Source organism: Arthrobacter sp. ERGS1:01 (genome assembly GCF_001281315.1).
Classification (GTDB): domain Bacteria; phylum Actinomycetota; class Actinomycetes; order Actinomycetales; family Micrococcaceae; genus Specibacter.
The window spans coordinates 458,306-480,745 of the sequence record NZ_CP012479.1 but is presented as its reverse complement, the minus strand read 5'-3'; the positions used below and the strand labels follow the sequence as shown (position 1 = coordinate 480,745).

At 66.4% G+C, this 22,440-nt stretch carries 19 protein-coding genes; 9 read left to right on the top strand and 10 right to left on the bottom strand.

Going from position 1 to position 22,440, the window contains the following annotated elements; genetic code table 11:
- The first annotated feature begins 11 nt into the window (after positions 1-11).
- The 4 genes from rfbB to AL755_RS06140 all read left to right on the top strand — a co-directional run bounded on the left by rfbB (position 12) and on the right by AL755_RS06140 (position 5,236).
- Positions 12-1,046, top strand: coding sequence for a dTDP-glucose 4,6-dehydratase (gene rfbB / locus AL755_RS06155; protein ID WP_054010254.1), 1,035 nt, complete (start codon positions 12-14; stop codon positions 1,044-1,046).
- Entirely contained in the window at positions 1,043-2,458 is a 1,416-nt protein-coding gene (locus tag AL755_RS06150) for a sugar nucleotide-binding protein (protein ID WP_054010253.1), read from the top strand. Before rfbB ends, AL755_RS06150 begins: the two co-directional genes overlap by 4 nt.
- 469 nt (positions 2,459-2,927) lie before the next feature.
- Positions 2,928-4,565 carry a hypothetical protein gene (locus AL755_RS06145; RefSeq protein ID WP_054010252.1) on the top strand — a complete coding sequence of 546 codons (1,638 nt, stop codon included), beginning with the start codon at positions 2,928-2,930 and terminating at the stop codon, positions 4,563-4,565.
- Between the two features lie 134 nt (positions 4,566-4,699).
- Complete coding sequence (locus tag AL755_RS06140) at positions 4,700-5,236, top strand: DapH/DapD/GlmU-related protein (RefSeq protein ID WP_054010251.1); 537 nt, start codon at positions 4,700-4,702, stop codon at positions 5,234-5,236.
- Between the two features lies 1 nt (position 5,237).
- Here the strand turns inward: AL755_RS06140 and AL755_RS06135 are convergent, their stop codons facing one another.
- From AL755_RS06135 to AL755_RS22315, 3 genes are all read right to left on the bottom strand, one after another.
- The gene (locus AL755_RS06135; protein ID WP_054010250.1) at positions 5,238-6,497 is read right to left on the bottom strand and encodes a hypothetical protein; all 1,260 of its coding nucleotides are present in this window, start codon (positions 6,495-6,497) and stop codon (positions 5,238-5,240) included.
- Complete coding sequence (locus tag AL755_RS06130; protein ID WP_054010249.1) at positions 6,494-7,927, bottom strand: polysaccharide biosynthesis tyrosine autokinase; 1,434 nt, start codon at positions 7,925-7,927, stop codon at positions 6,494-6,496. The genes AL755_RS06135 and AL755_RS06130 overlap by 4 nt, the downstream gene beginning before the upstream one ends.
- Before the next feature lie 151 nt (positions 7,928-8,078).
- A complete protein-coding gene (locus AL755_RS22315) occupies positions 8,079-8,951 on the bottom strand; it encodes a glycosyltransferase family 2 protein (protein ID WP_082368953.1) in 873 nt (290 codons plus the stop codon).
- A gap of 25 nt (positions 8,952-8,976) precedes the next feature.
- Here AL755_RS22315 and AL755_RS06115 point away from each other — a divergent pair, with 25 nt between their 5' ends.
- Positions 8,977-10,164, top strand: a complete 1,188-nt coding sequence (locus AL755_RS06115) for a glycosyltransferase (protein ID WP_054010246.1) — start codon at positions 8,977-8,979, stop codon at positions 10,162-10,164.
- On the opposite strand, the gene AL755_RS06110 is transcribed toward AL755_RS06115, so the two are convergent.
- Positions 10,143-11,609, bottom strand: a complete 1,467-nt coding sequence (locus tag AL755_RS06110) for a lipopolysaccharide biosynthesis protein (RefSeq protein WP_054010245.1) — start codon at positions 11,607-11,609, stop codon at positions 10,143-10,145. The two genes, AL755_RS06115 and AL755_RS06110, sit on opposite strands and share 22 nt — an antisense overlap.
- A gap of 186 nt (positions 11,610-11,795) precedes the next feature.
- On the opposite strand from AL755_RS06110, the gene AL755_RS06105 reads away from it, so the two are divergent.
- Genes AL755_RS06105 through AL755_RS06090 form a run of 4 tightly spaced genes read left to right on the top strand, consistent with a single transcriptional unit; the run spans position 11,796 to position 15,538 of the window.
- On the top strand, positions 11,796-12,641 hold the full coding sequence (locus AL755_RS06105; protein WP_237762606.1) for a hypothetical protein: 846 nt from the start codon (positions 11,796-11,798) through the stop codon (positions 12,639-12,641).
- Positions 12,634-13,719, top strand: a complete 1,086-nt coding sequence (locus AL755_RS06100; protein WP_237762605.1) for a glycosyl transferase — start codon at positions 12,634-12,636, stop codon at positions 13,717-13,719. Before AL755_RS06105 ends, AL755_RS06100 begins: the two co-directional genes overlap by 8 nt.
- Positions 13,716-14,807, top strand: coding sequence for a glycosyltransferase family 2 protein (locus AL755_RS06095; protein ID WP_082368952.1), 1,092 nt, complete (start codon positions 13,716-13,718; stop codon positions 14,805-14,807). Before AL755_RS06100 ends, AL755_RS06095 begins: the two co-directional genes overlap by 4 nt.
- Positions 14,804-15,538 carry a polysaccharide deacetylase family protein gene (locus tag AL755_RS06090; RefSeq protein WP_107503818.1) on the top strand — a complete coding sequence of 245 codons (735 nt, stop codon included), beginning with the start codon at positions 14,804-14,806 and terminating at the stop codon, positions 15,536-15,538. The genes AL755_RS06095 and AL755_RS06090 overlap by 4 nt, the downstream gene beginning before the upstream one ends.
- Before the next feature lie 3 nt (positions 15,539-15,541).
- Here AL755_RS06090 and AL755_RS06085 read toward each other — a convergent pair whose 3' ends face one another.
- Genes AL755_RS06085 through AL755_RS06060 form a run of 6 tightly spaced genes read right to left on the bottom strand, consistent with a single transcriptional unit; the run spans position 15,542 to position 22,431 of the window.
- Entirely contained in the window at positions 15,542-18,370 is a 2,829-nt protein-coding gene (locus AL755_RS06085; protein WP_054010242.1) for a PKD domain-containing protein, read from the bottom strand.
- A complete protein-coding gene (locus AL755_RS06080) occupies positions 18,370-19,119 on the bottom strand; it encodes a delta-60 repeat domain-containing protein (protein WP_054010241.1) in 750 nt (249 codons plus the stop codon). Before AL755_RS06080 ends, AL755_RS06085 begins: the two co-directional genes overlap by 1 nt.
- 2 nt (positions 19,120-19,121) lie before the next feature.
- On the bottom strand, positions 19,122-19,916 hold the full coding sequence (locus tag AL755_RS23445) for a hypothetical protein (protein ID WP_160318866.1): 795 nt from the start codon (positions 19,914-19,916) through the stop codon (positions 19,122-19,124).
- A 32-nt stretch (positions 19,917-19,948) separates the two neighbouring features.
- On the bottom strand, positions 19,949-20,731 hold the full coding sequence (locus tag AL755_RS06070) for a CDP-alcohol phosphatidyltransferase family protein (protein WP_054010239.1): 783 nt from the start codon (positions 20,729-20,731) through the stop codon (positions 19,949-19,951).
- A gap of 6 nt (positions 20,732-20,737) precedes the next feature.
- Positions 20,738-21,937 carry a DUF1972 domain-containing protein gene (locus AL755_RS06065; RefSeq protein WP_082369523.1) on the bottom strand — a complete coding sequence of 400 codons (1,200 nt, stop codon included), beginning with the start codon at positions 21,935-21,937 and terminating at the stop codon, positions 20,738-20,740.
- A 32-nt stretch (positions 21,938-21,969) separates the two neighbouring features.
- Positions 21,970-22,431 (bottom strand): adenylyltransferase/cytidyltransferase family protein, encoded by a 462-nt coding sequence (locus AL755_RS06060; RefSeq protein WP_054010238.1) that lies wholly within the window; start codon positions 22,429-22,431, stop codon positions 21,970-21,972.
- Between the last annotated feature and the right edge of the window lie 9 nt (positions 22,432-22,440).

Here is a 22,440-nt window from a genome sequence, read left to right as displayed (position 1 = left end):
ACGCTGGGGTCATGCCGAGAATTCTGGTCACCGGCGGCGCCGGCTTTATTGGGTCCAACTTTGTTCACTATGCCATGAGTCACACCGATTTTGCGGTGACCGTGCTGGATAAGTTGACGTACGCCGGGAACCTGGCCTCCCTGTCTGGCCTGCCCGCCAGCCGTTTCACGTTTGTGCAGGGTGACATCTGCGACGCCGCCCTGGTCGACTCGCTGGTGGCCGGCTCCGACGCCGTGGTCCACTACGCCGCGGAGTCCCACAACGACAATTCCCTGGCCGACCCCTCCCCCTTTGTGCAGACCAACATCATGGGCACCTTCACGTTGCTCGAGGCCGTGCGCCGCCACGGCACCCGCTTCCACCACATTTCCACCGACGAGGTCTACGGCGACCTGGAGCTTGCCGACCCGCAGCGGTTTACTGAGGCCACCGCGTACAACCCGTCGAGCCCGTACTCGGCCACGAAGGCCGGCTCGGACCTGCTGGTCCGCGCCTGGGTCAGGTCCTTTGGCATCAACGCGACCCTCAGCAACTGCTCCAACAACTACGGACCCTTCCAACACGTGGAAAAGTTCATTCCGCGCCAAATCACCAACGTCCTCGACGGCGTCCGGCCCCGCCTCTACGGCGCGGGGCACAACGTGCGCGACTGGATCCACGCGGACGACCACTCCTCCGCCGTCCTCACCATCCTGGAAAAGGGCGTCGCCGGGGAAACGTACCTCATTGGCGCGGACGGGGAGAAGGACAACAAAAGCGTCATTGAAATGATCCTGGCCGCCACGGGACAACCGGCTGACGCCTACGACCACGTCACGGACCGCTCGGGGCATGACCTCCGGTACGCCATCGACTCGTCCAAGCTGCGCACCGAACTCGGCTGGGCGCCCGCGTACGGCGACTTTGCCGCCGGCCTTGAAGCCACCGTGCGCTGGTACCGGGACAACGAATCCTGGTGGCGGCCGCAAAAGGCCGCCACCGAGGCCAAATACGCCGGCCAGGGCGAGCAGCTCAGGGCCGTCGCAACGGACGGCGCACAGCCGTGACGGGTCTGCAGTTCGGCAAGGCCCTGGCCGCCCGCCCAACCCCCATTCCCGGCGTCGTCCTTTTTGACCTGCCCGTCCATGGCGACAACCGCGGCTGGTTCAAGGAAAACTGGCAGCGGGAGAAGATGGCCGCCGCCGGCCTGCCGGACTTTGGCCCCGTGCAAAACAACATCTCCTTCAACGAATCCGCCGGCACCACCCGCGGCATCCACGCGGAGCCGTGGGAGAAATTCATCTCGGTGGCCACCGGGCGGGTCTTCGGGGCGTGGGTGGATCTGCGTGAGGGGCCCTCGTTCGGCACCGTCTTCACGGCCGTGCTGGACCCCTCCACCGCCATTTTCATCCCCCGCGGGGTGGGCAATGCGTTCCAGACGCTCGAGGACGGCACCGCCTACTCCTACCTGGTCAACGCGCATTGGTCCCCCGCGGCCCGCTACACCTTCCTGAACCTGGCCGACGAAACCGCCAACATCCCCTGGCCCATCCCGCTCGCCGCGGCCGAACTCTCCGACAAGGACAAGACCCACCCGCGCCTCGCCGACGTGGTCCCCATGCAGGGGAAGAGGACGCTGGTCCTGGGTGCCAACGGCCAGCTAGGCCGCGCACTGGCCGCGATGTTCGACGCCGACCCAACAGTTGAGTTTGCCGGCCGGACCGAGCTTGACCTGGCCGGGCCGGACCCCTTCGGCGACCGTGACTTCGCGGCCTACGACACGATCATCAACGCCGCCGCCTACACTTCCGTGGATGCCGCCGAAACGCCCGCCGGGAGGGCCGCGGCCTGGGCGGTCAACGCGAGTGCCCTGGCCGCCCTGGCCCGGAAATGCACCGAACACCGCATCACGCTGGTGCACATCTCCAGCGACTATGTCTTTGACGGCACCGTCCCCGTGCACGACGAGGACGAGCCGCTCTCCCCCCTTGGTGTCTATGGCCAAAGCAAGGCCGCGGGTGACGTGATAATCGCCACAGTGCCGCACCACTACATTCTGAGAACCAGCTGGGTAATCGGTGAAGGAAACAACTTTGTTCGCACCATGGCAGCTCTGTCCGAGCGGGGAATCAAGCCGCGGGTGGTCAACGACCAGTTTGGCCGGCTGACGTTCACCGCCGACCTGGCGGCCGCCGTCGGACATCTTTTGGGCAGTGGCGCACCGTTTGGCACGTACAACGTGAGCAACTCGGGCCCGGACCAGTCCTGGGCGGAAATCGCGGCGGACATTTTTGAACTTTCCGGGCGCTCCCGCGACGATGTTACGGGCGTTTCCAGCGAATGTTACTTCGCCGAAAAACAAGCCGCGCCGCGTCCGCGGCACAGCACCTTGAACCTCCAAAAGCTCGCGCGCACGGGCTTGGACATGCCGTCGGCGGCCGTCCGGCTGCGGGAGTACCTCGAGCAAATCCGGCACTAATTTGTGTGTTTTATGGCACTTTTGAGCGATCACCCGTTCGGCTCCGTTACCGTCCCGTGATAAATTGGTGATCAGTATCGTCCGCTACGGTTCAATTTCGAACAGCGGCGAGAGGTCCAGACTTGGGAAGCGGGCTCAGCGCTTGCCCAATGTGCGAAGCACGTTCACCCAATGGGGGTGTCCAATGCCAGGCGTGGTCAGACGCCCGTCGGCAAGTTTGTTTTGTGCTGGACTTGGTAAGTGAATACACGATATTCACTCGACACAGGACCCTGCATACGGACAGGGCTGTGCCCAAAATACAGCGTGGCTGGGAGGCAGGCTGTAACAAAAAATAGGAACTATTTTTGTGAAGAAATCCACACGCCTTCTGGGCTTGGTGCTTGCACTGAGCACGGTCCCCTTGGTGGGCATGACCGCTAACGCGGCAACTGCCCCGACAGTCTCAGAGTCAACCATTTGTTCAGCAATGAACACCAATATCTTCAGCAGCGTCAATCCGAGCACCAGTGCCTCGTTGATGAGCTCATCCCAGCTCGAGATCCAAAACGGCAAGACCAAGTACGGTTTCACCGACGGCGGCGGCGTGCTGTTCAACGCTGCCCCCAAGGCCGGCACCGGCCTGGTCCCCGTGTACCGCTTGTTCAAGAACAACGACTTCCTGTGGATTGCCGACGACGGCCACTCCACCGAGTACGCCGACGCGCAGAGCAAGTATGGCTACAAGAGCCAGCAGATCGACTTCTACGCATCCCCCACTCCGCTTAGCTGCGGCATCCCGATCTACCGTTTCCAAAAGAACGGCATGCACCGCATGGCCACCACCGCCGCCGACCAGGCCGCGTTGAAGGCCGCTGGCTGGAGCGCCGAGGGTGCCAAGTTCTGGGCCGTCGCCTCCGCCGACGCCGCCCCTGCACCGGTTCCCACCCCGAGCGCCAGCGCCAAGCCGACCGCGTCCCCGAGTGCCAGCGCCTCCCCGAGCGCCACCGCCTCGCCGTCCCAGAAGCCCACGCCGTCACCGACGGCTTCGGCTACCCCCACCCAGACGGCAACACCCACGCCGACGCCGACCACCGCCCCCACGCAGCCGGCCAACCCGGACTGGGTACAGTGGTCCTCCATTGCAAAGCCCGGCCAGGACATCAACGCCGTGCTGCAGAACCCGGCACTGGCCGGCAAGATCCTCAAGCTGCCGGCCGGCGTCTTCGAGGTCAGCAACTTCAAGGACCAGTCCAAGGCCATTGAAGTCCCCTCCACCGTGAAGGGCATCGTCGGCGAAGGCCGCGACACCATCATCCGCATGAAGGCCAACACCTCCACCTACGCCAGCTGGGTTCCGGCCCAGGGCTCGGGTGACACCAACCAGCTGTACGTCATGCGCATGAACAATGGCACCGTGCCGCAGATCCTGTCGAACTTCTGGCTTCAGGGCACCACCCAGGGCCACCTGTACAACGGCATCATGGTGGGCGAATCCAAGCCGGGCACCACGGTTTCAAACCTGCTGATCACCGGTATCCCGGGCAACGCAGGCTTCCCCCCGGGCGAGACCTTCGGTCTTAACTGGTGGCGCGGCAGCAACTCCATCACGCGCGACGTCGAAATCGACGGCCACGCCGTGACCGGCAACACCTACGCTTCCCGCGTGACCGGCGACATCGTCGGCGCCTCCCCCATTGGCTACAACAGCCACGACGGCGCCAAGCTGTACAACGTGTACACGCACGATTCCAACTACGGCATGCCCACGTTCTGGCAGTCCAACAATGCCGAGACCTGGAACCTGCAGTCCATCCGCAACGTGATTGGCATCAACCACGAGCGCAGCTTCAACATCATCCACCACAACCCGGTGATGTACGGGGCCAAGGACCGGATCCAGATCCAGTTCATGTCCGACCAGGGCGACGGCAACCTGACCGTCATCGGCGCCCAGTCCGATACCTGGATCAGCCCGAGCCAGTCCGGCCCCATCGGCGTTGGCGTCAAGATCGCGATCCTGACCCCCACCAACTACGCCGGGCCGAACACCAACACCATCAAGACGGCACCGAAGGTGTTCCAGGCAGACGGCACGACGGCCGTCCCCTACCTCTGGGCACACTAGGGGATTCCTTGAAGGAGCCGTGCAAGGAGCAATCCTGACACGAACTGAATAATCGGCTGTGGGACTTCCAGGTGAAGTCCCACAGCTGTTTAATGCCCGGTGTCCGCGGTATTTCCTGCGTGTAGGATCGGCCCATGAGGCTCAAGCAGACGCTGACAACCGCCGCCCGGGATTTGCTGGTCAACGGCCTTCTCTCCTCGCCCCTGGTGCCCGAATCCCAGCGCTGGCGGGCCTTGCGTGCGGCCGGGATCAACGCATCGCCGTCCACCATTGCGGGGCGGGCGTTTTTTGGCGGCACGGACATCAGCATTGGCCGGGGAAGCTTCATCAACTACGACGCCTTCCTTGACGGTTCGGCCGCGATCACGATCGGCGCGCGGGTCCAGTTCGGTCCCGGGGTCATGGTCATCACTGGTTCGCACCACATTGCCGGGCCGCAGGAACGCGCCGGAGCCAACTACGCGCTGCCCGTGGTGATTGGCGATGGCTGCTGGATCGGGGCCCGCGCCGTGATCCTCCCCGGCGTCACCATTGGGCCCGGATGCGTCATTGCGGCGGGCGCCGTAGTGAGCGCGGACTGTGAGCGCAACAGCGTCTATGCCGGCGTCCCGGCCAGGCGCAAACGCGGCCTCGAGGACGACGACGCCGACGCAGCGGAGGCGCTCACGTAGCCTATTCCTTACTTGGTTCCTTGGATCTTCGGGGCAGGGCCGCCATTCCCACGGCCAGGCCCAGGATGGTCACGGAGGAATACAGGGGGCTGAAGAACATGTTCCACAACGTGATCACGGCCAGGAACAAGACCACCGCGTGGCCCGCGCGGCTCACGATCGCCACCGTGGCGTAGCGCAGGATCAGCCAGATAATGAAGGCCGACAGCACCAGGCCCATGAGCCCGAAATACACCCACAGGTCCCCCGTGCTCGAGTGCAATTCAAACTGGGACCCAAACATGTATTTTTCAACGTAGCCGTTGTTTGGCTGGTAGTTGATGGCCAGCATGCCGGCCTTTGCGATCGCGATGTCGTGCAGGGACGGGACGATCCCCACACCAAAACCCGCCGGCTGGAAATTGAACAAGGCAACAGTCGCCGCCATTTCGGGCCGCCCGCCCAGGATCAGTGAACCCGACTCGTTGATTTGCGCGATGGAGCGTTGTTGCGCGGCGGCACCCAGATAACCATCCACCAAAAGGCTGGAACCCACCTCGTAGACGACGATGATCACGGCCACGGCACTCAACAGCGTCCTGGCCACCGCGGCCCGCTGGCTGCGCCCCGCGGGAAGCATCTGCCATCCCACCAGGACAATGACAAGCGCCAACATGGCAAAGAGCGACCGTGAGTCATGCAGGCCCGAGTAGGCACCCAAGGCGGCCAGCGCCACCAGCGAGAGCAGCCGACGTCGTCCACGCAAACGGCCGTCCGCCAGGCCGGCAAGCGCCAACACCATGACGATCACGGGCAGCGAATAGCCGAACTTCCAGGGGTTCGTGGCCACGTCGGCGTCATTGCCCACCCCCAACATCAGGCCCATGCCGTAGCCGAAGCAAATCATCCAGTCGGGCAGCACTTTCCGGGCCCACAGCACCACGCCCACGGTCAGCAGCAGACCCACCAGGATGGCGGGGTTGATGATGATCTTGCTGCTGTCCACCTGGTGGTCGACCTTGTTGAAGTTGTACAGCACGAACCCCGAGGCCAGGCTGGCCAGGCCCAGCACAAAGAAGGTGGGCAGGCCCTTGAAGCGTCGGATGCTGGGCAGCCAAAGCGGCAGCAGGGCGAAGGCGAGCACGTAACCGATGGTGATGCCGTGGTAGATCTGCTGCCGCCAGCCCAGCAGGACCAGGACGCCAAACGCGGCCACCATGGTCGCCAGGCGCCAACGGTCCTGGCGCCCGGTGGTTTCGGTGCCGGCCGTCAGCAGGCTCATTTGCGGGCGGTCACTTGTTTGGCGGCGGCAGCGGCAGCCGCCGACGTCTTGGCGGGGGCCTCACGGACCTCGGTGGTGTGCTTGGGGGCCCTGTTGGCGCCGCCAACGCGGCCACGGATCTTGAACAACTTCGCCCCGGACCGGTTCAACACCGTCCCGAGCACCTGCCCCTTGACCGCCTCAATGGAGCAGAGCGTCTCGTGGACGTCGTCCCGCCGGCTCTTACCGGCCCGCGCCACCACCACGGCCCCGTCGGTCAGCCGGGTCAGCGGGAAGGTATCGGCCACGGGCAGCACGGCGGCCGAATCACAGATGACGAAATCGTATTCGGCCAACAGGTGTTCCATCAAACCCTCCATCGCGGGGGAATTGAGGAGCTTGCTGGACTTGGCGGTGGACCGTCCGGCGGGCAGCACATCAATGACGTCCCAGCGCCGCGTCAGCCCGGCGATGGTGGCGCTGCCCGTCAGGACCTCGCCCAGCCCGGGCCGCTTGCCCAATCCACAGGCCGCACTGGCCCGCCCCTGCCGGAGGTCGGCGTCGATCAACAGCACGCGCCGGGCGTGCTCGGAAAGCGCAACTGCCAGCCCCAGGGCCACCAACGTCTTGCCGTCATTGACATTCATGGAGGTGACTACGGCAGAACGGACGGGCCCCTCCGCTTTGGCGTTGACCACGTGGTCGGCCAGGCGGCGGAAAGCGTCGGCGTGCTGCCCGGAGACAACCATCTGCGCGACGGATTCAGGCGTGCCCAGGCCCCTGATGTCCGGAACGGAACCAAGCAGCGGCACCGTGCCCGAACGCTTGAGGTCGTGCTCCGAGCGGATGGTGTTTTCAACCACCCGCCGGCCCAACACAAAACCAATGGCCAGGATCAGGGCGCCGGCGCCCCAGATGATGACGAGCAGCTTGGTGTTGGGGGAAAATGCCGCGACGGGAACGCTTGCCGTTGCAATGGGCGTCATCAGGACCGCCGGCGTGCTGTCCGAGCGCTTGGGCGAGAGCGACTGCGCAACGGTTGCCAGCGAAACGGAGACGGCATTGGCCACCTTTGCCGCCGTTTCCGGGGATTCGTCAACCACCGTGATGTCGATGATGACGGTATTGAGCGGCGCATCCGCGGAAACCGATTTCGCCAACTCCGCCGGGGTCTCGTCCAAACCAAGCTTCGTGATGACCGGCTGGAGGACCGAGGGCATCTGGGCCAGGGCGGCGTAGGACTGGATGAGGTTTTGCGTGAACGTTGACCCCTGGACCAGGTCGGTGATGTTTTCCCCGCCCGCAGCAGCCACAAAAATGCTGCTGGTTGCCTTATACATGGGGGTGGTGTGGCGGGCCAGGGCGAAGCCGGCACTGGCGCCCAAAAAGGCGATCACCACAATCACAATCGCGTACCGTCGAACGGTACCCAGATAATCGGACAGCTCCATAACTGCACCCCTTTTTGCGGCTCAATGCCTTTTCCCGACAATACGCGAACAGACTTGCTTTTCAATCACTCCGGGAAAGATTTGCGGTATATTCCCAGACGCTGCTTCCCACCCAGGGCCCGCATCATCGCCAGGCCGTCGCGGGTGCCCTTCAGGCCCGCACCCAGCGGTCCTGACGGGCGCAGGAATTGGCGCCTGCCCCCGCGCAAGAGGATTTGATACGCCGCTCCGCCGGCACGCCGCCGCCACCGAACGCGATCGTCATTGGGCAGGTTGAGTGCCGCGAACAACAGCCTGTTGCGGATGTTGTAGTAATAGTAAAGATTCGATTTGGCCCGGGACGCGCCGGCGCCCGCCGCTCCCGGATGGGTGCCGCCTTCATCATGGACGGCCGTGGCCCCGGCCACCACACGGAGAGCTCCCCCGGCCCGGCACACGCGGAAGGACAGGTCCACGTCCTCCCAGTACAAGAAGTAACGGTCGTCAAAACCGTCCACGAGCTCCCACAGTTCCACGCCCACCAACAGGCAGGCCCCGTGAGCCAGGGATGGACGCGCTCATTCCCGGTGCGCCGGTGCACCGACCGCGTCTCGCCGCTGTCCAGGTCGACGTCGGCGCCGTCGAACCAGACCCGGCCGCCGGCGTCGTAAATGGTCGGGGCCAAAAGTGTCAGGGGGCTCTTTTCAAGCTCCGCCCGCAACGTCGCCAGGCTTTCGGCCGGGATGACGGCGTCGGGGTTCAGCAGCAGGAACGCCTCCGCACCCCTGGCCCTGGCCGCGGCCACGCCCAGGTTCATGCCCACCCCAAAACCGACGTTTTCCTCCGTGGTCACCACGTGCCAGCCGTGCCCGGCGGCGAGCGCCGTGACCGCTTGCTGTTCCGCGGCGCCGGAAAAGCTGTCCACCACCACCACATCGGCGTCCGGCGTCCCCTCCGCCACGGCGGCCAGGTTTTGTCCCAACAACTCGTGGGACGCATAGTTCACAACAACTATGGCCAGCGGGCGGAATGTGTTGCGTGTCATACCAACAGCCTACATAGTTGACGCTATGAACGAACCCCTTTCGCGTCCTGTAGTGCTGGTGGCACACTCGGGCGCCGAACTGTACGGCGCCGACCGCGTGCTACTGGAATCCGTGACCGGAATGGTGGCCCGGGGCCTGCGCGTGGTGGTCACGCTGCCGTCCGGCGGAGCCCTGGTGGCGGAGCTGGAACGCGCCGGCGCCACGGTGGTCATTGTCCGGGTGCCGGTGCTGCGCAAAAGCTTCCTCAGCGTTGCCGGCCTGTTCACGCTGGCCCGTGAATCGATGTCCGGGGCGTGGCGCGGCGCCCGGCTCATCCGGCGCATCGGCCCGGACCTCCTCTACGTCAACACCGTCACAATCCCGCTGTGGCCGGTCCTGGGCCGGTTGGCCGGCCGGCGGGTCCTGGTCCACGTCCACGAGGCGGAGCGAACGGCCCGCAAGGCACTGCGCGTGGCACTTGCGGCCCCGTTGCTTTGCGCCACGACGATCGTGGCCAACAGCCGGTACAGCGCCGACACCCTGGCGCAGACCCTCCCCCGGCTGCGGGCCAGGACCACCGTCATCTACAACGGCGTTCCCGGACCCGCGCAGCCCGTGCCGCCCCGGTCCGCGGTGGAGTCGCCGCTGCGCGTGCTCTATGTGGGCCGGTTGTCGAGCCGCAAGGGCGTCCACACGGCCATCGCGGCGGTGGCGTCGGCGCGGGACGCGGGGCTCGATGTCCAGCTGGACCTTGTGGGCGCCGTGTTCCCGGGCTATGAGTGGTATGCGGACCAGCTCCATGAGCAGGTTGAACAGCTGGGCCTTGACGGCTCGGTGACGTTCCACGGTTTCCAGGGTGACGTGTGGGCGTTCTACGCGGCCGCCGACGTCGCGATCGTGCCCTCCGGCCTGGACGAACCCTTTGGCGACACCGCCGTCGAGGCCCTGTTGGCGGCCCGTCCCTTGATTGTCAGTCGGACGCCAGGTCTCAGCGAGGCCGCCGGCGGCTTTGATTCGGTCCAGTTCGTGGACGTGGACGACGCCGGCGCCGTGGCACGCGCCCTCGCCACCGCCGTCGAACAGTGGCCCCTGCTCCGCGAGCAGGCCGTGGCCAACGCGGCGCTGGCGGCCATGCGCTACTCGCCGGAACGGTACTCCGACGCCGTCTGTGCCGAACTTGAACGCCTGGCGCCCGCTGCGGACCGTCGCCGTCAGCGCACGCCCGGCCGCTGAAGGGCGCGGCGGGAAATCCAGGCCAGCCCGGCCAGGTCACGCCGGACGGCCGGAATCACCAGGCCGGCGAGCGCGATGACGGCCAGTGCTGCGACGATGGCGGTCCCCACCGCGGCGATCGGCTGCGCATGGGCCATGAGCAGCGACACCACGTGGGTTGCCAGGCCCACCGCGATCGACACCGCCATGATGCGCCCGGCGCTGCCGTAGAGCCGGCGCATGGGCAGTCCGCTGCAGCGCGAGAGCCACCACAGGGACGCCGGCCAGTTCAGGGCCTGTGCCACCGCGATGCCGGCGGCCACCCCGACGATCCCGCCCTGGCTGCCCACCACGATGCAGATGATCGTCACGACGGATTCGACCATGGAGTAGTGCAGCAGCGGCCGGGTCAGGCCCAGGGAGACGTAAACCCAGTAGCCCACGAACGCGAGTGTTTGGAACGCCCCGGCGATGGCCAGCAGCACCATGACCGGTTCCAGCGCCAGCCACTTCCCACCCAGGAAGAGCGCCGTGATGGGCAGGGCCACGCCGGCCACGCCTCCCATGACGGTCACCAGGGTGTAGCCGAGCGCCAGCTGCCCGTGCAGCACGAACTCGACGAACCTGTCCTTTTCCTCCTGCAGTTTCGCCAGGACGGGCAGCGCCACCACCGATGCGGCGCTCCTTGCCTGGGTCAGCGGCATCGTCAGCAGCTGGAAGGCCCTGTTGTACAGCCCCAGCGGCCCAGCCCCGAACCTGACGCCGATGACGAAGGCGTCGGTGTTGTAGCTGACGTAGGTGACCATCTGGATCGCCACGAGGTGCCAGCCAAAGCGGATCATGCCGTTCATCGACACGTTGCGGGGCCGGCGCGGAAGCCATTTCGCGGCCACCATGACGAGGGTCATCATGACCCCGGCCAGGACCAGCTGCTGCACCACCAGCGACCAATAGCCGGCGCCCAGGGTGGCCGCCGTGATCGCGGCGCCCAGGGCCACGGCCGCGGCGATGATGTCAACCAGGGCGAGCCTGCTGAATTTCAGGTGCCGGTTGAGGTCGGCCCGGTACTGGGTGGAGATGCCGTTGATCAGGAACGACAGCGAGAGCGCATGGGTGATGGGAATCAGCGCGGGCTGGTGGTAGATGTCCGCCACCAGGGGCGCGGCCAGGAAGATGATGATGGTCAGCACGAGCCCCAGCGCGGTGTTGAGCCAGAACAGGTTGTCACGCTGGTGGGTGGAGAGGGTCTTGGCCTGGACCGCGGCGGAGGACAAGCCAAAGTCGCGGAAGAGGTCGGCCACGCCCATGATGGCCGCCACCATGGCCAGCAAGCCGTAGTCGGCGGGGGAAAGGATCCTGGCCAGGACGATCACCGAGGCCAGCTGGATCAGCACTTTTACGCCCTGCCCGCCAATGGTTTGGGCGGCGCCGCGCGCGGCCCGGGTCCCGAGCCCCTCCTCACTCATCCATGCACCACTTCCTGGCCGGTTTGTACGAAGCTATGAGTGAGCCTAGTGCGCCGTGGCACGGCACGCCACGGTCCACCCCCTGGGACACGATTGCGGGGTTCGTGGACATTGTGCGCCGGCTCACCCTAGAGTCAAGTCATGAGAGTCCCGGTACGTCCCCTGGAAGAGCGTTGGCCACGCGTTATGCAAGAACGCCTGGGCAGGTTTTTCTGGGCCGACCCCCGCGCAATCCTCCGGGCCGATGCTTCGCCGGAGGAGTTCCGCCGGGCCATGTCCGCCATCGAGGTGGGCGGTACGTACAAGATCACCGGCGCCAACCGGCATCCCGGCGCGGACGAGCTGATGCTGGCCAACCTTGACCTGGCCGACGCCGTCATCGTGGACATTGGTGCCTCCGACGGGTCCACGTCCCTTGACCTGATCTCCAAGCTTGGCGGCTTCAAGCAGTACATCATTGCGGACAAGTATTTGCGGGTCTTCGCCCGGGAGAACGGGCGCAAGACGTATTTTTACGACGACGACGGGAACTGGATCCTGGTGGTCGGATCCCGGGTGCTGGCATGGCCGGCCACCTCAGGGTTCATCCGGGCGTTGTTCGGCCGTGGCGCCCGCACCGCCGCCCACCGGGTTGCCCCGCGGGAAGTGCTGCTGCTCAACCCGGCCGTCCAACAGCGCATGGCGGCCGATCCGCGGGTCACCGCCCGGGTGCACGACGTCTTCCTGCCCTGGGAGGGGCAGGCGCCGGACGTCATCAAGGTGGCTAACCTGCTGCGCCGCCTGTACTTCCCCGACGCGGACATCGTGCGCGCGTTGGAGGTGCTGCTGGGCAACCTGCCCGACGGCGGGCACCTGGTGATCGTGGACAACCCCCGGATCGACGGCATGCCCCCGCGGTGCGGGCTGTACCGTCGCGACGGCGGGCGGTTCGTGGTGGTTGCCGAATCCGAGAATGTTCCGGAAATCTCCACCCTTGTGACGGGAGTGGACCTGGGGGACCGAACGGATGCCCAGCGATCGAGCGATGCCTGAGCGCAGCGCGGCCGTCGATGCGCATCCCGCGGCGGAAGGAGGGGCGGCCGTGGCGGCAGCCTTGAGGATCTTGCAGTCGTTCCCCACCCCGCGCCCCACCACCAACCCATATCTGGTGATGCTGGCCCAGGCCCTGCGTGCCGAACCGGACCTGGAGGTGCTGAACTTCTCCTGGAAGACGGCGCTGCTGGGCCGCTACGACGTTTTCCACGTCCACTGGCCGGAGATCATGGTCACCGGCGGCACCCTGCCCAAGCGCACGGTCCGGCAGGCCTTGTTCCTGCTGCTGCTTGCCCGGCTGCGCCTGACCCGCACGCCCATAGTGCGCACCCTGCACAACATCGGCCTCCCGGACGGCCTGAACCGGGTGGAGCGAGTGCTGTTGAAACTCTTCGAACGGCGCACGGCCCTGGTCATCACGCTGAACACCCTGACGCCGGTTCCACCAACCGTCCCGTCGGCCACCATCCTGCACGGGCACTACCGCGACTGGTATGGGAAGTACCCGCAAAGCGGGGCGGTACCCGGGCGGTTTGGCTACACGGGACTGATCCGGCGGTACAAGGGCGTGGAGGCACTGGCCGCGGCGTTCCTTGATACGGCCGGGCTGGAACCGGGGCTGAGCCTGCTGATTGGCGGGAGCCCGTCGTCGGACGGGCTGACGGAGGGCCTGCGGGAGCTGGGCGGGCGCGACGGGCGGATGGTGCTGGATCTGCGGTTCCTGCCCGACGCCGATTTCGTCACCGCCATCTCCTCCTCGGAGCTGGTGGTGTTCCCGTACGTGTTCATGCACAATTCCGGCGGTGTGCTGGCCGCGCTGTCGCTGGGGCGCCCCGCACTGGTCCCCGACAACGAGGTGAACCGCCAACTGGCCGCGGAGGTCGGGCCCGGGTGGATCCATTTCTTCACGGGGGCCCCCACCGCCGAGGTGTTGCTCGAGGCGCTGCGGGCGGTACGCGCCGCGGGACTGCCCGAGGCCCCGGATCTGTCGGCCCGGAACTGGGACCACGCCGCGGCCGACCATCGTGCGGCATACCGGCGTGCCGTCGACTCCCTGGGCGGGAGGCCTGCGCGATGACCCACCTGGTGGTTGGCGTCCTCACCTACAAGCGGCCGGAGCCGCTGGGCCGGGCGCTCGTGCGGGTGTTGGAGCATGCCGCCGCGCTGGCCCGGGACAATTCCGGCGTCACCACCGAGGTGCTGGTGGTGGACAACGACCCCGCCGGCAGCGCCCGGGACATGGTCCGTTCCCTTGCGGCTCCCGGACTGCGCTACGTGGTGGAGGCCGAACCCGGGATTTCGGCCGCCCGCAACAAGGCCCTGGACGAGGCGGCTTCCGCGGACATACTCGTTTACATTGACGACGACGAACGCCCCGAGGAGCTGTGGCTGCAACCGCTGCTTGACACCTGGCGGCAGACGGGAGCCGCGGCCGTCATGGGACGCGTGGTTTCCGAATATGAATCCGAGCCCAGCCCGTGGGTGGCGGCCGGGACGTTCTTTTGGCGCCCGCGCATGCCCACCGGGACGGTGATTGCCGTGGCGGCCACGGGAAACCTGCTGCTCGACATGGCGCAGATCCGGCGCAGCGGCGTGCGCTTTGACCCGCGCCTGGGCCTGACCGGGGGCGAGGATTCCCTGTTCAGCCGGAAGCTTGCCCGCCGCGGCTACACGCTGGTGTGGTGTGACGAATCGGTGGCCACCGACTTTGTGCCCGCCGCCCGGCTGCAGCGCGGCTGGCTGCTCAAGCGCTCCTGGAGCCACGGCAACGCCGCCACGCTGGTGGAGCTGATGCTGGCCCGGAGCCCGATGAGCCGTGCCGCCGTAAGGGTGCGGGCGGTGGTCCGCGGCTCGATTCGAATCGCGGCGGGCGCGGCCCGCAACCTGGCCGGCCGCGTAACCGGTTCGCTGCGCCACCAGGCCCGGGGCCTGCGCACCGCCTATCACGGGGCCGGCATGGTGGCCGGCGGCCTGGGCCATGTGTACAAGGAGTACGCCCGCCACGGCGACGCCGGCACTGGCACTGGCACTGCGGGCGGTAGCGGCGCGAATGCGGGACCTGCCGGTCTTGGCACGGCAGTGCCAAATCCCACCGTGCAAAATACCAGTGCGCAATCTACCAGTGCGCAAAATCCCGCCGGGTCCGCCTCGGAGGAATCCGCGTGAGCGGTCTGCGCCACGCGCTTGCGCCCTACCTTGGCCCCATGGTGCGCCGGCATTCGGCCGTGGTGGGCTCGGTGGTCGCCGTCCGCACCACCCTGCCCCAGGTGGTCCTGACGTACGACGACGGCCCCACCCCGGGCGCCACGGAGGCAGTTTTGCGGGCGCTGGCCGAGGCCGGGGCGACGGCCACCTTCTTTGTGCTGCTGTCCCGGGTGCGCCGCTCCCCCGCGCTGTTGGCGGAAACCCTGGCGGCCGGGCACGAGATCGCCCTCCACGGGCTGGACCACCAAAGACTTTCGGGAATGAGCTATCGGGAGGTCCGGCGTCGTTCCCTTGACGGGAAGAAGGAACTGGAGGACGCCGCCGGCGTCGAGGTCCGTTGGATGCGTCCACCGTACGGTCACCAGACCCTCGCAAGCTGGCATGCCGTGCGGTCTGCCGGGCTGGAGCCGGTGTTGTGGGGGCGCAGCAGCGGGGACTCGCAGGACTACCCCGCCGGTGATCGCTTGCGCTTTGCCCTGGACGGGATCAGCGCCGGGGACATCCTGCTGGGCCACGACGGCCACGCCGATGCCGGCGACGGCGTCGACGACGGCCCGGAACCCGTCCTGGACAGGTATGCCCTGGCCACCGGACTGCTGGCCGGGCTTCGCCAAAACGCCCTCAGCGGTGTTTCGCTGGATAATGCCTTATCCGGCGGAACACCGCTGAGGGCGGCTTGGTTCAAACGCTGACTGCTACTGGACGATCGTGGCCACCAGGTTCTGGTAGGACACCGTGGTGTTCGCCGCCGCCCCGGCCGACAGGTAGGACAGCATGCCCACGCCGCCGCCCACCTGCAGGGACGCCGTTGAATCGGTGGTGGTCAGGTTCCAGGTGGCCGGCGCCGTAGTGCCGTCCGGCCAGAACTTCGCCGAGATGGTGGTGGGGCTGGTGCCGTTCACCTGCAACTCGACGTCGACCTTGGTGCCCGCCGTGTACGTGAAGGGCAGGTTTGCCGAGGTCAGGATCGTCTCGGTGGAACCGATGTACCTGGAGATCGTTGCGGACAACGCTCCACTGGGGGTGATGGCCAGCTTGGCCCGGTAGTCACCCACGTTGTCCACCGAGCGGCCCTGTACCGAAAGGTACATGCCTCCGCCGCCCGGCAGGTTGTTCAGCGAGAACGACAGTGTCAGGTCGGTGCTGGTGGAGGTGACCGACGTCAGGTTGGCGTTCGGTTGTTGCCCGGGCAGGTTGATCATCTTCGCGGTGCCGTTGGACACCGAGTATTGGTTCATGTTGCCCGAATCAATGGACCACGCACCGCCCACATCCGCGGTGCCCCAATTGTTCGCCACGGTCCTGGCGAACAGGTCCTGGGCCACAATGTTGGCCGGCGGCGGAGCGTTTACCGTCACCGTCTTGGTCAGCGAGTTGGTGGCCCCGAGGTTGTCGGTCACCGTCAGCGTCACCTGGTAGCTTCCGGCGGCGGCGTAGGTGTAGGAAACCGTCTTGCCGGTCGCCGCCGGACTGCCGTCACCGAAGTTCCAGCTGTAGGAGGCTACCGTGCCGTCGGGATCCGTGGAGGTCCCGCCGTCGAAGGCAACGGCAAGGTTCGTCGGGGTTGCCGTGAACGCCGCGACCGGCGGCTGGTTTGGCCCGGCCACTGTCACCGCCTTCGTCAGCACTCCCGTGGAGCCTAGGTTGTCCGACACCGTCAGCGTCACCTGGTAGGTGCCCGCCGCAGCGTAGGTGTGCGAGGACGTCTTGCCGGTTCCCGCTGCGGTGCCGTCACCGTAGTTCCAGCTGTAGGCGGCGATGGTGCCGTCGGGGTCGGTCGAGGCCCCTCCGTCGAAGGCCACCGCAAGGTTTGCCGGGGTCGCCGTGAATGCTGCCACGGGCGGCTGGTTTCCGACTCCCGTCTTACCCAGGTTGTACTCGTTGGTCACCGATTGCGGTGTGAGGACGGTCGGGAAGATGGCTGCCTCATCGATCGTGGCGGCAATGTAGTTGCTGGTCGGAGGCGAGGGCCAGCTGCCCAGGTTGTCGCCGCCGATCCGCCAGTAACCACTGTAGGACTGGCCCGCGGTCACGTCGGTGCGGGTGCTGAGGCTCACTCCGTCAACGTACAGTGCCATGCCGTTCGGCCCCAGCGATGCCGTGACCATGTGCCAGGCGCCGTCGTTGTACTTGGCGGTGCTGGCCAGCGTGGAGGGTGTTCCGTTGTAGACGCCGAAGATGATGTGCCCGGCATTGTCCATGTACAGCTGCCTGTCGTAGCTGCTGGAATTGCCCGTCGTGGACGAACCAAAGCCAAGGATCTTTCCGCCGCGGGTGCTGGTCGTCTTGACCCAGGCCGACATGGTGAACACGTTCGGTCCGGCGATGGCCACGCCCGTGGAGTAGCCGGAGCCGGAGCTCGTGCCGCTGAAGGTGGAGGCCTTGTCGGTATCGCCGTTGATGGCGCCGGCCACGTTGCGGGTCACGCCCGTACCGAGCTTGATGTTGTTGCCGCCGGTCAGGTCGGCGGCAGTGGTGCCGCTGGCCTCGCCGAGCCGCCAGTAGTTGCCCACGCCGTCATTGACTACCTGGGTCGCGTATGGGCTCAGGGTGCCGGTCAGGGCGGTTGTCACGGAGACGCTGTCGGATCTGGCCACGTTCCCAAATGGGTCGGTGGCAAACACCCGGTACGTGTGGGTTGACCCCGGCACGAGTCCGGTGTCCGTGAAGGACATTTGGCCCATCATCCAGAACGTGGAGTTCGCGGTGGTGGTGTAGATGGGGTGGCCGGTGTCGCCGTCGCGGATCACGTCATAACGGATGGCCACGTTGTCGCGATCCCAGTTTTGGGTCCAGAGGATCCTGGCCGTGCCCGCGGAGAACGACTTGATCGTGGGGTTGAAGGCACTGCCCGTAATCATGGGGCCCTGCAGGTTCGGGGCAATGGCCGGCACGGCGTAACGGACCAGGCCCTGTTGTGCCACTCCGTTGACGTGCAGGAACTCGCCGCCATAGACCACGTACTGGCTATTGCCTTGGACCGTCCACGGTCCCTGGTATTCACCGGTGAACGTTCCCTCGTCCATGTCGGGGAACCAGTTCAGCAGGGACGGAGCAGGAGCGCCGGCGAAGTTGAAGTAGCCGGGTTCGGTGTTGGTGCCCACCACGCCCGTGGCCGCCTTGCTGAAGGCGAGCCCGCGGTGGAAGGTCCAGGTGGGTTCGGTTTGCGGAAAGCCGCCAATCGTTGAGCACAGGTGCGGGTGGCCGGCCACGTAGACTGCGGTTGCGCCCGGGTACACGCTGTACGTGTCACCGTGGCAATCCTCAAGCCAGGTGATGGCGCCGTCGGACCAGTTGGCCGAGAACGATCCCTCCAGGTTGCCGCCTGCGCCAAACACGTAGCCGGAGCCATACACCTGGTTGCCCGAGGATGCCAGGGCCAGGATGGCCGCGGCGGATCCGCCGTCGCGCACCAAGTTGTTGGCCGCCATGGGCAACAATGCGCCGGTGGTCGCATCCACCATGCCCATGCCGTAGCCGGGGTTGGCGGAGCCGTCGAGGGTGGTGAACGAGCCGCCCACCATCAGCTTGGTCCCGTCGGGGAAAGCACCATGGCTTCCACGGTGCCGCCCGCACTGACGGGATTCCAGGGCAGCAGCGAACCGTCGGAGGCATTGAACGCGGCAAAGTTGGCGCGTGGGGCCGAACCAACTGCACTAAACCAGCCGCCCGCGTACACCGTGGTGTTGGTGGCCACAATGGACTTCACCGTCGCGTTGATGGGCGGCGCGAAGCTCGTGATCAGGGCACCCGTGGTGGGATTGAGAGCGGCGATGCGGTAGGCGGCCACGCCGTTGACCGTGGTGAATTGCCCGCCCACGTAGATCCGGGAGCCGTCCGGGGACGCCGTGATGGCGTTGGCCTGGGCGTTGAGGTTCGGTGCGAACCCGGGGATCAGGACCCCCGTGGTGAGGTTGTACGCGAGGATGTTTTGCCGCGGGACGGTGTTGACGCCCGCGGCGGAACCGGCCGGCCGTGCGGTGGCGAAGTTCCCGGCCACGTAGACCGTGTTGCCCACCACCACCTGCTTCCATGCGACGCCGTCGATCTGCGTGGTGGGCAGGCCGTCGGCGGTGACGGTGGGCGGAGTGGCCGGGTTGGTGGGATCCGGTGGTGCGGAATCGGCCACGGCCGCGGGAACCATCACCACCGCGGCCGCCACCATGGCAGCCGAAATGGTGAACGCTGTCACGGCTCGTCGTGCCGTCCGCAGGAAGCTGCGTGCGGTGCCCCGGTTCGGGACCGGGGATGTGGCATTTTCAGTAGTGTGCATGGCTAGCCCTGTGCCTTCGGAAGGGCGCCTTCAAAGGCGACAATGGTTGAGGAAACACTGTAGTTAAAGAAGATCCGCACCTGGCCGCGCTGGCTGTTGGGGATCAGGAACACATACGTCCCCGAGGACGTCTGCCCCGGCGCCGTGCTTGCAGGGAACGCCACGACCCCGGGCCCGCTCAATGGCAGTGCCGGAATGTGGTTGGGCCCGCTGTCCACGTTGACCACCACGATGCCGGTGTTGATCGGTGTGGAACCGCCGTTGGTCAACGAGAGCGTAAAGCGGACGGACGGCCCCGAGACCTCACCGATGCCTTGTGCGACACCCTTGACCGCCTCGATCTTGCTGACAGTGGCCGTGATCCCGGGCACGGGTTTGGCGGCCGAGGCCAACGCCACGGCCTTCGCAATGGGCTGCGGGATCGTGGCCAGGATCTTGTCCTGCTTGGCCTTGGCTGCGGCCTCCGTCTTGGTCAGCGGCGCGGCCTTCGTGGTTGCCGGTGCGGCCGCCGCCGGAGTGGACGCTTTGGCGCTCGACGCCGGTGCGGACGCTTTGGCGCTTGTTGAGGGTGTGGAGCCCTTGGTGCCCGACGCCGATGCAGCTGCCTTGGCGCTTGATGACGGCGCCGGTGAGCTGATGGTGCCGGTCGCTACGGCGTCCTGGGCGTGCGGTGTGACGGCCGCCCAGATTCCTCCGGCGAGTACGAGTGCTGCCACACCTGCTCCGCAGCTGATCCATAGTTTTTTGCGGCTCTTCCCCGTCCCCTCCGGGGTACCGCTTGCTGGTATTTCAGCCATTCAAACAAACTCCTTGGTTGAGACCGTGGTTCTTATTTGGAGTCAAGCCCTCGCATGTCCCGGAACCACTTGGTGGAGGCGAGCAATAGATGGCCTGCGTTGGCGACAAAAAGCGCCGTGTAGAGCGCGAAGAAAACGAACGGTGCGCCCAGGAACAAAAAGATCAAGCACAGCACCCCATAGTCGGTCGGGACCAGCAGAAGCGTCTTGAGTACCGAACGCCCGGCCGCTGTCTTTGGCTTTGCAGCGGTGCCCGAGCGCAGGGCGTGGATCGTCTTGAGCTGGTCGTTGAGGATCATGGAGAAGAAGGAGACAGCGGCCACGATCGCGTACCCGATGGGCACCAGCAACCATGCGGGCGTGTCCAGGTTGAAATGCCTGTAGGCGGTGATCAGCACGGCCAGGTGAAGGCTGGAAATCTTCAGGCTGTCCAGTACGTGGTCAAGCCATTCGCCGGCGGCCGATCCCCCGCCGCGCAGCCGGGCCACCTGGCCGTCGGCGGAGTCAAAGGCGTAGCCGACGGCGAGCGCGGCCCACACGAGCAGGCCCAGCCACCACTGTGGCGTCACGGTGGCGATGAGCACGATTCCGCTCATCGTGAAGACCGCACTGATGGCGCTGACCATGTTGGGGGTCAACCCCAGCCGGTGGGCGGCGGCCGCAATGTAGCGGCCCACCTTGCGGTTGACGTAGATGGAGTAGGGGGGCGAGCCCGGGGCGGCCTTCTTCTGGGCTCCTGCCAGTTCCCGCACCGTGGCGCGGTACCCGGTGCGGGGCCGAAGTCCCTGCGGTGAGCTGACGCGTGATGTTGTCATGGCCGCTCAGCTCCTGGATCCCGCGGTATCGGACGCCGGGACCGCTGTGCTAGACCCCGGGACCGCCACGGGAACTGCCGTCCCGGGTGCCGCCGCACGACGCCGGCCGCCGCGGTTTCGGGTGAGTGTCCGGGCGGCGAGTTGCAGGCACAGGGCCTCGTACCGTTCGGCGACCTCGTCCCAGTCGTAGCGTCCGGCTTCGCGCCGGGACAGCTCACCGCGCGCCCGGCATCCCGCCGGATCCGCCTCGGCCGCATTGCTCAGCTCGCGCACGTCGTCGGGGGTCCGGAAGTAGCGGCCGGCCTCGCCGAGCACCTCACGGTTGAAATTGACGTCGAAGGCATTGGTGGCCGCGCCGGCCCCGATGGCCCGCAACAGTGACGGGTTGGTCCCGCCCACTGAATGTCCATGCCAGTAGACCAGGGCGTTGGCATAGAGCTCGTTGAGCAGTTCCTGGTCCCACACCCCGCCCAGGAAGCGGACGCGGCCGTCGGCCAGGTCACGCAGCTTTTGCGTGTAGGCCTCCGCGTAGGGGGCCGAGCCGACCACCACGAGCGAGTGTTTGGCCCCGCTGCGCACGAAGCCCTCGATGATCAGGTCCACGTGGTTTTCCGGCTCGAACCTTGCCACTACGAGGTGGTAGCGACCCGGTGCCAGGCCAAGTGCCGCGATCCTTGCCGATCCGACGGACTCCAGGATCGGGGCGCCGTAGGTGATCAGTTCGGTCCGGGCGTTGAACGATTCCGTGTAGTAGTCCTGGATTCCAACGGCGTCGGCGATCAACGCATCGGAGAGCCGGACTGATAGTGATTCGGCGAAGCGGTAGTACTTCTGGCCCACCGGACCCCACTTGGCCCGCTTCCACTCCAGTCCGTCCACGTGGGTGGCGACTGGGATGCGGGCGGCCCTGATGACCGGCAGCAGGGGCGAGTTTGCCGCGTTGAACACGATGGCCGCGTCCGTGCGGTGCCGCAACAGGTGCAGCACCGACAGTGCCGTGTGGCTGAGGGTCTCGAGGCTGCGGCGGCGCATTGCCGGCAGGTGCACCAGCTTCATCCCCAGGTACTCCTCCGGCAGCTCGCCGCCGTCGGTGCTCCGGCAGTACACGACCACCTCGTGCCCCAGTGCCACCAGGCGCCGGCCCACTTCCTCAATGGCCGTTTCGAAGCCGCCATATTTGGCCGGCACCCCACGGGTGCCGATCATCGCGATCCGGACGGGCCGGCCCGTGCGGCGGGTCACTGGACCCTCCGGCGGCCTGCGTCATCCCGGACCGCGGAATCGTTGATCCGCTCGAGGGTCTTGCGCAGCATGGTGCTGGAGGTGTGCAGCGTGTACGGGAAGTACACGATTTCCACTCCGACACTGCCAAATTGCTCCTCCAGGACGGCGCCCTTGGCGGTACCCCGCCAGTCGTCGCCCTTGAAGAAGATGTCGAAGGGGTGCTTGCGCCAGGTGTCCAGCCTGTTGGGCAGGTCCTCGACGACGGCCTCGTCCACGTAGCCGATGTTCTCCACTATCTCCAGCCGTTCCGCCAGTGGAACGATGGGAGCCTGGCCCTTGGAGGTGAGCAGCAGTTCATCGGAGACCACGCCGGCAATGAGGTAGTCGCACTGCGACTTCGCCTGCCGCAGGAGGTTCAGGTGTCCTATGTGGAAGAGGTCGAACGCCCCTGCCGCATATCCAATTCGCTCGTTCATGTCATCCCC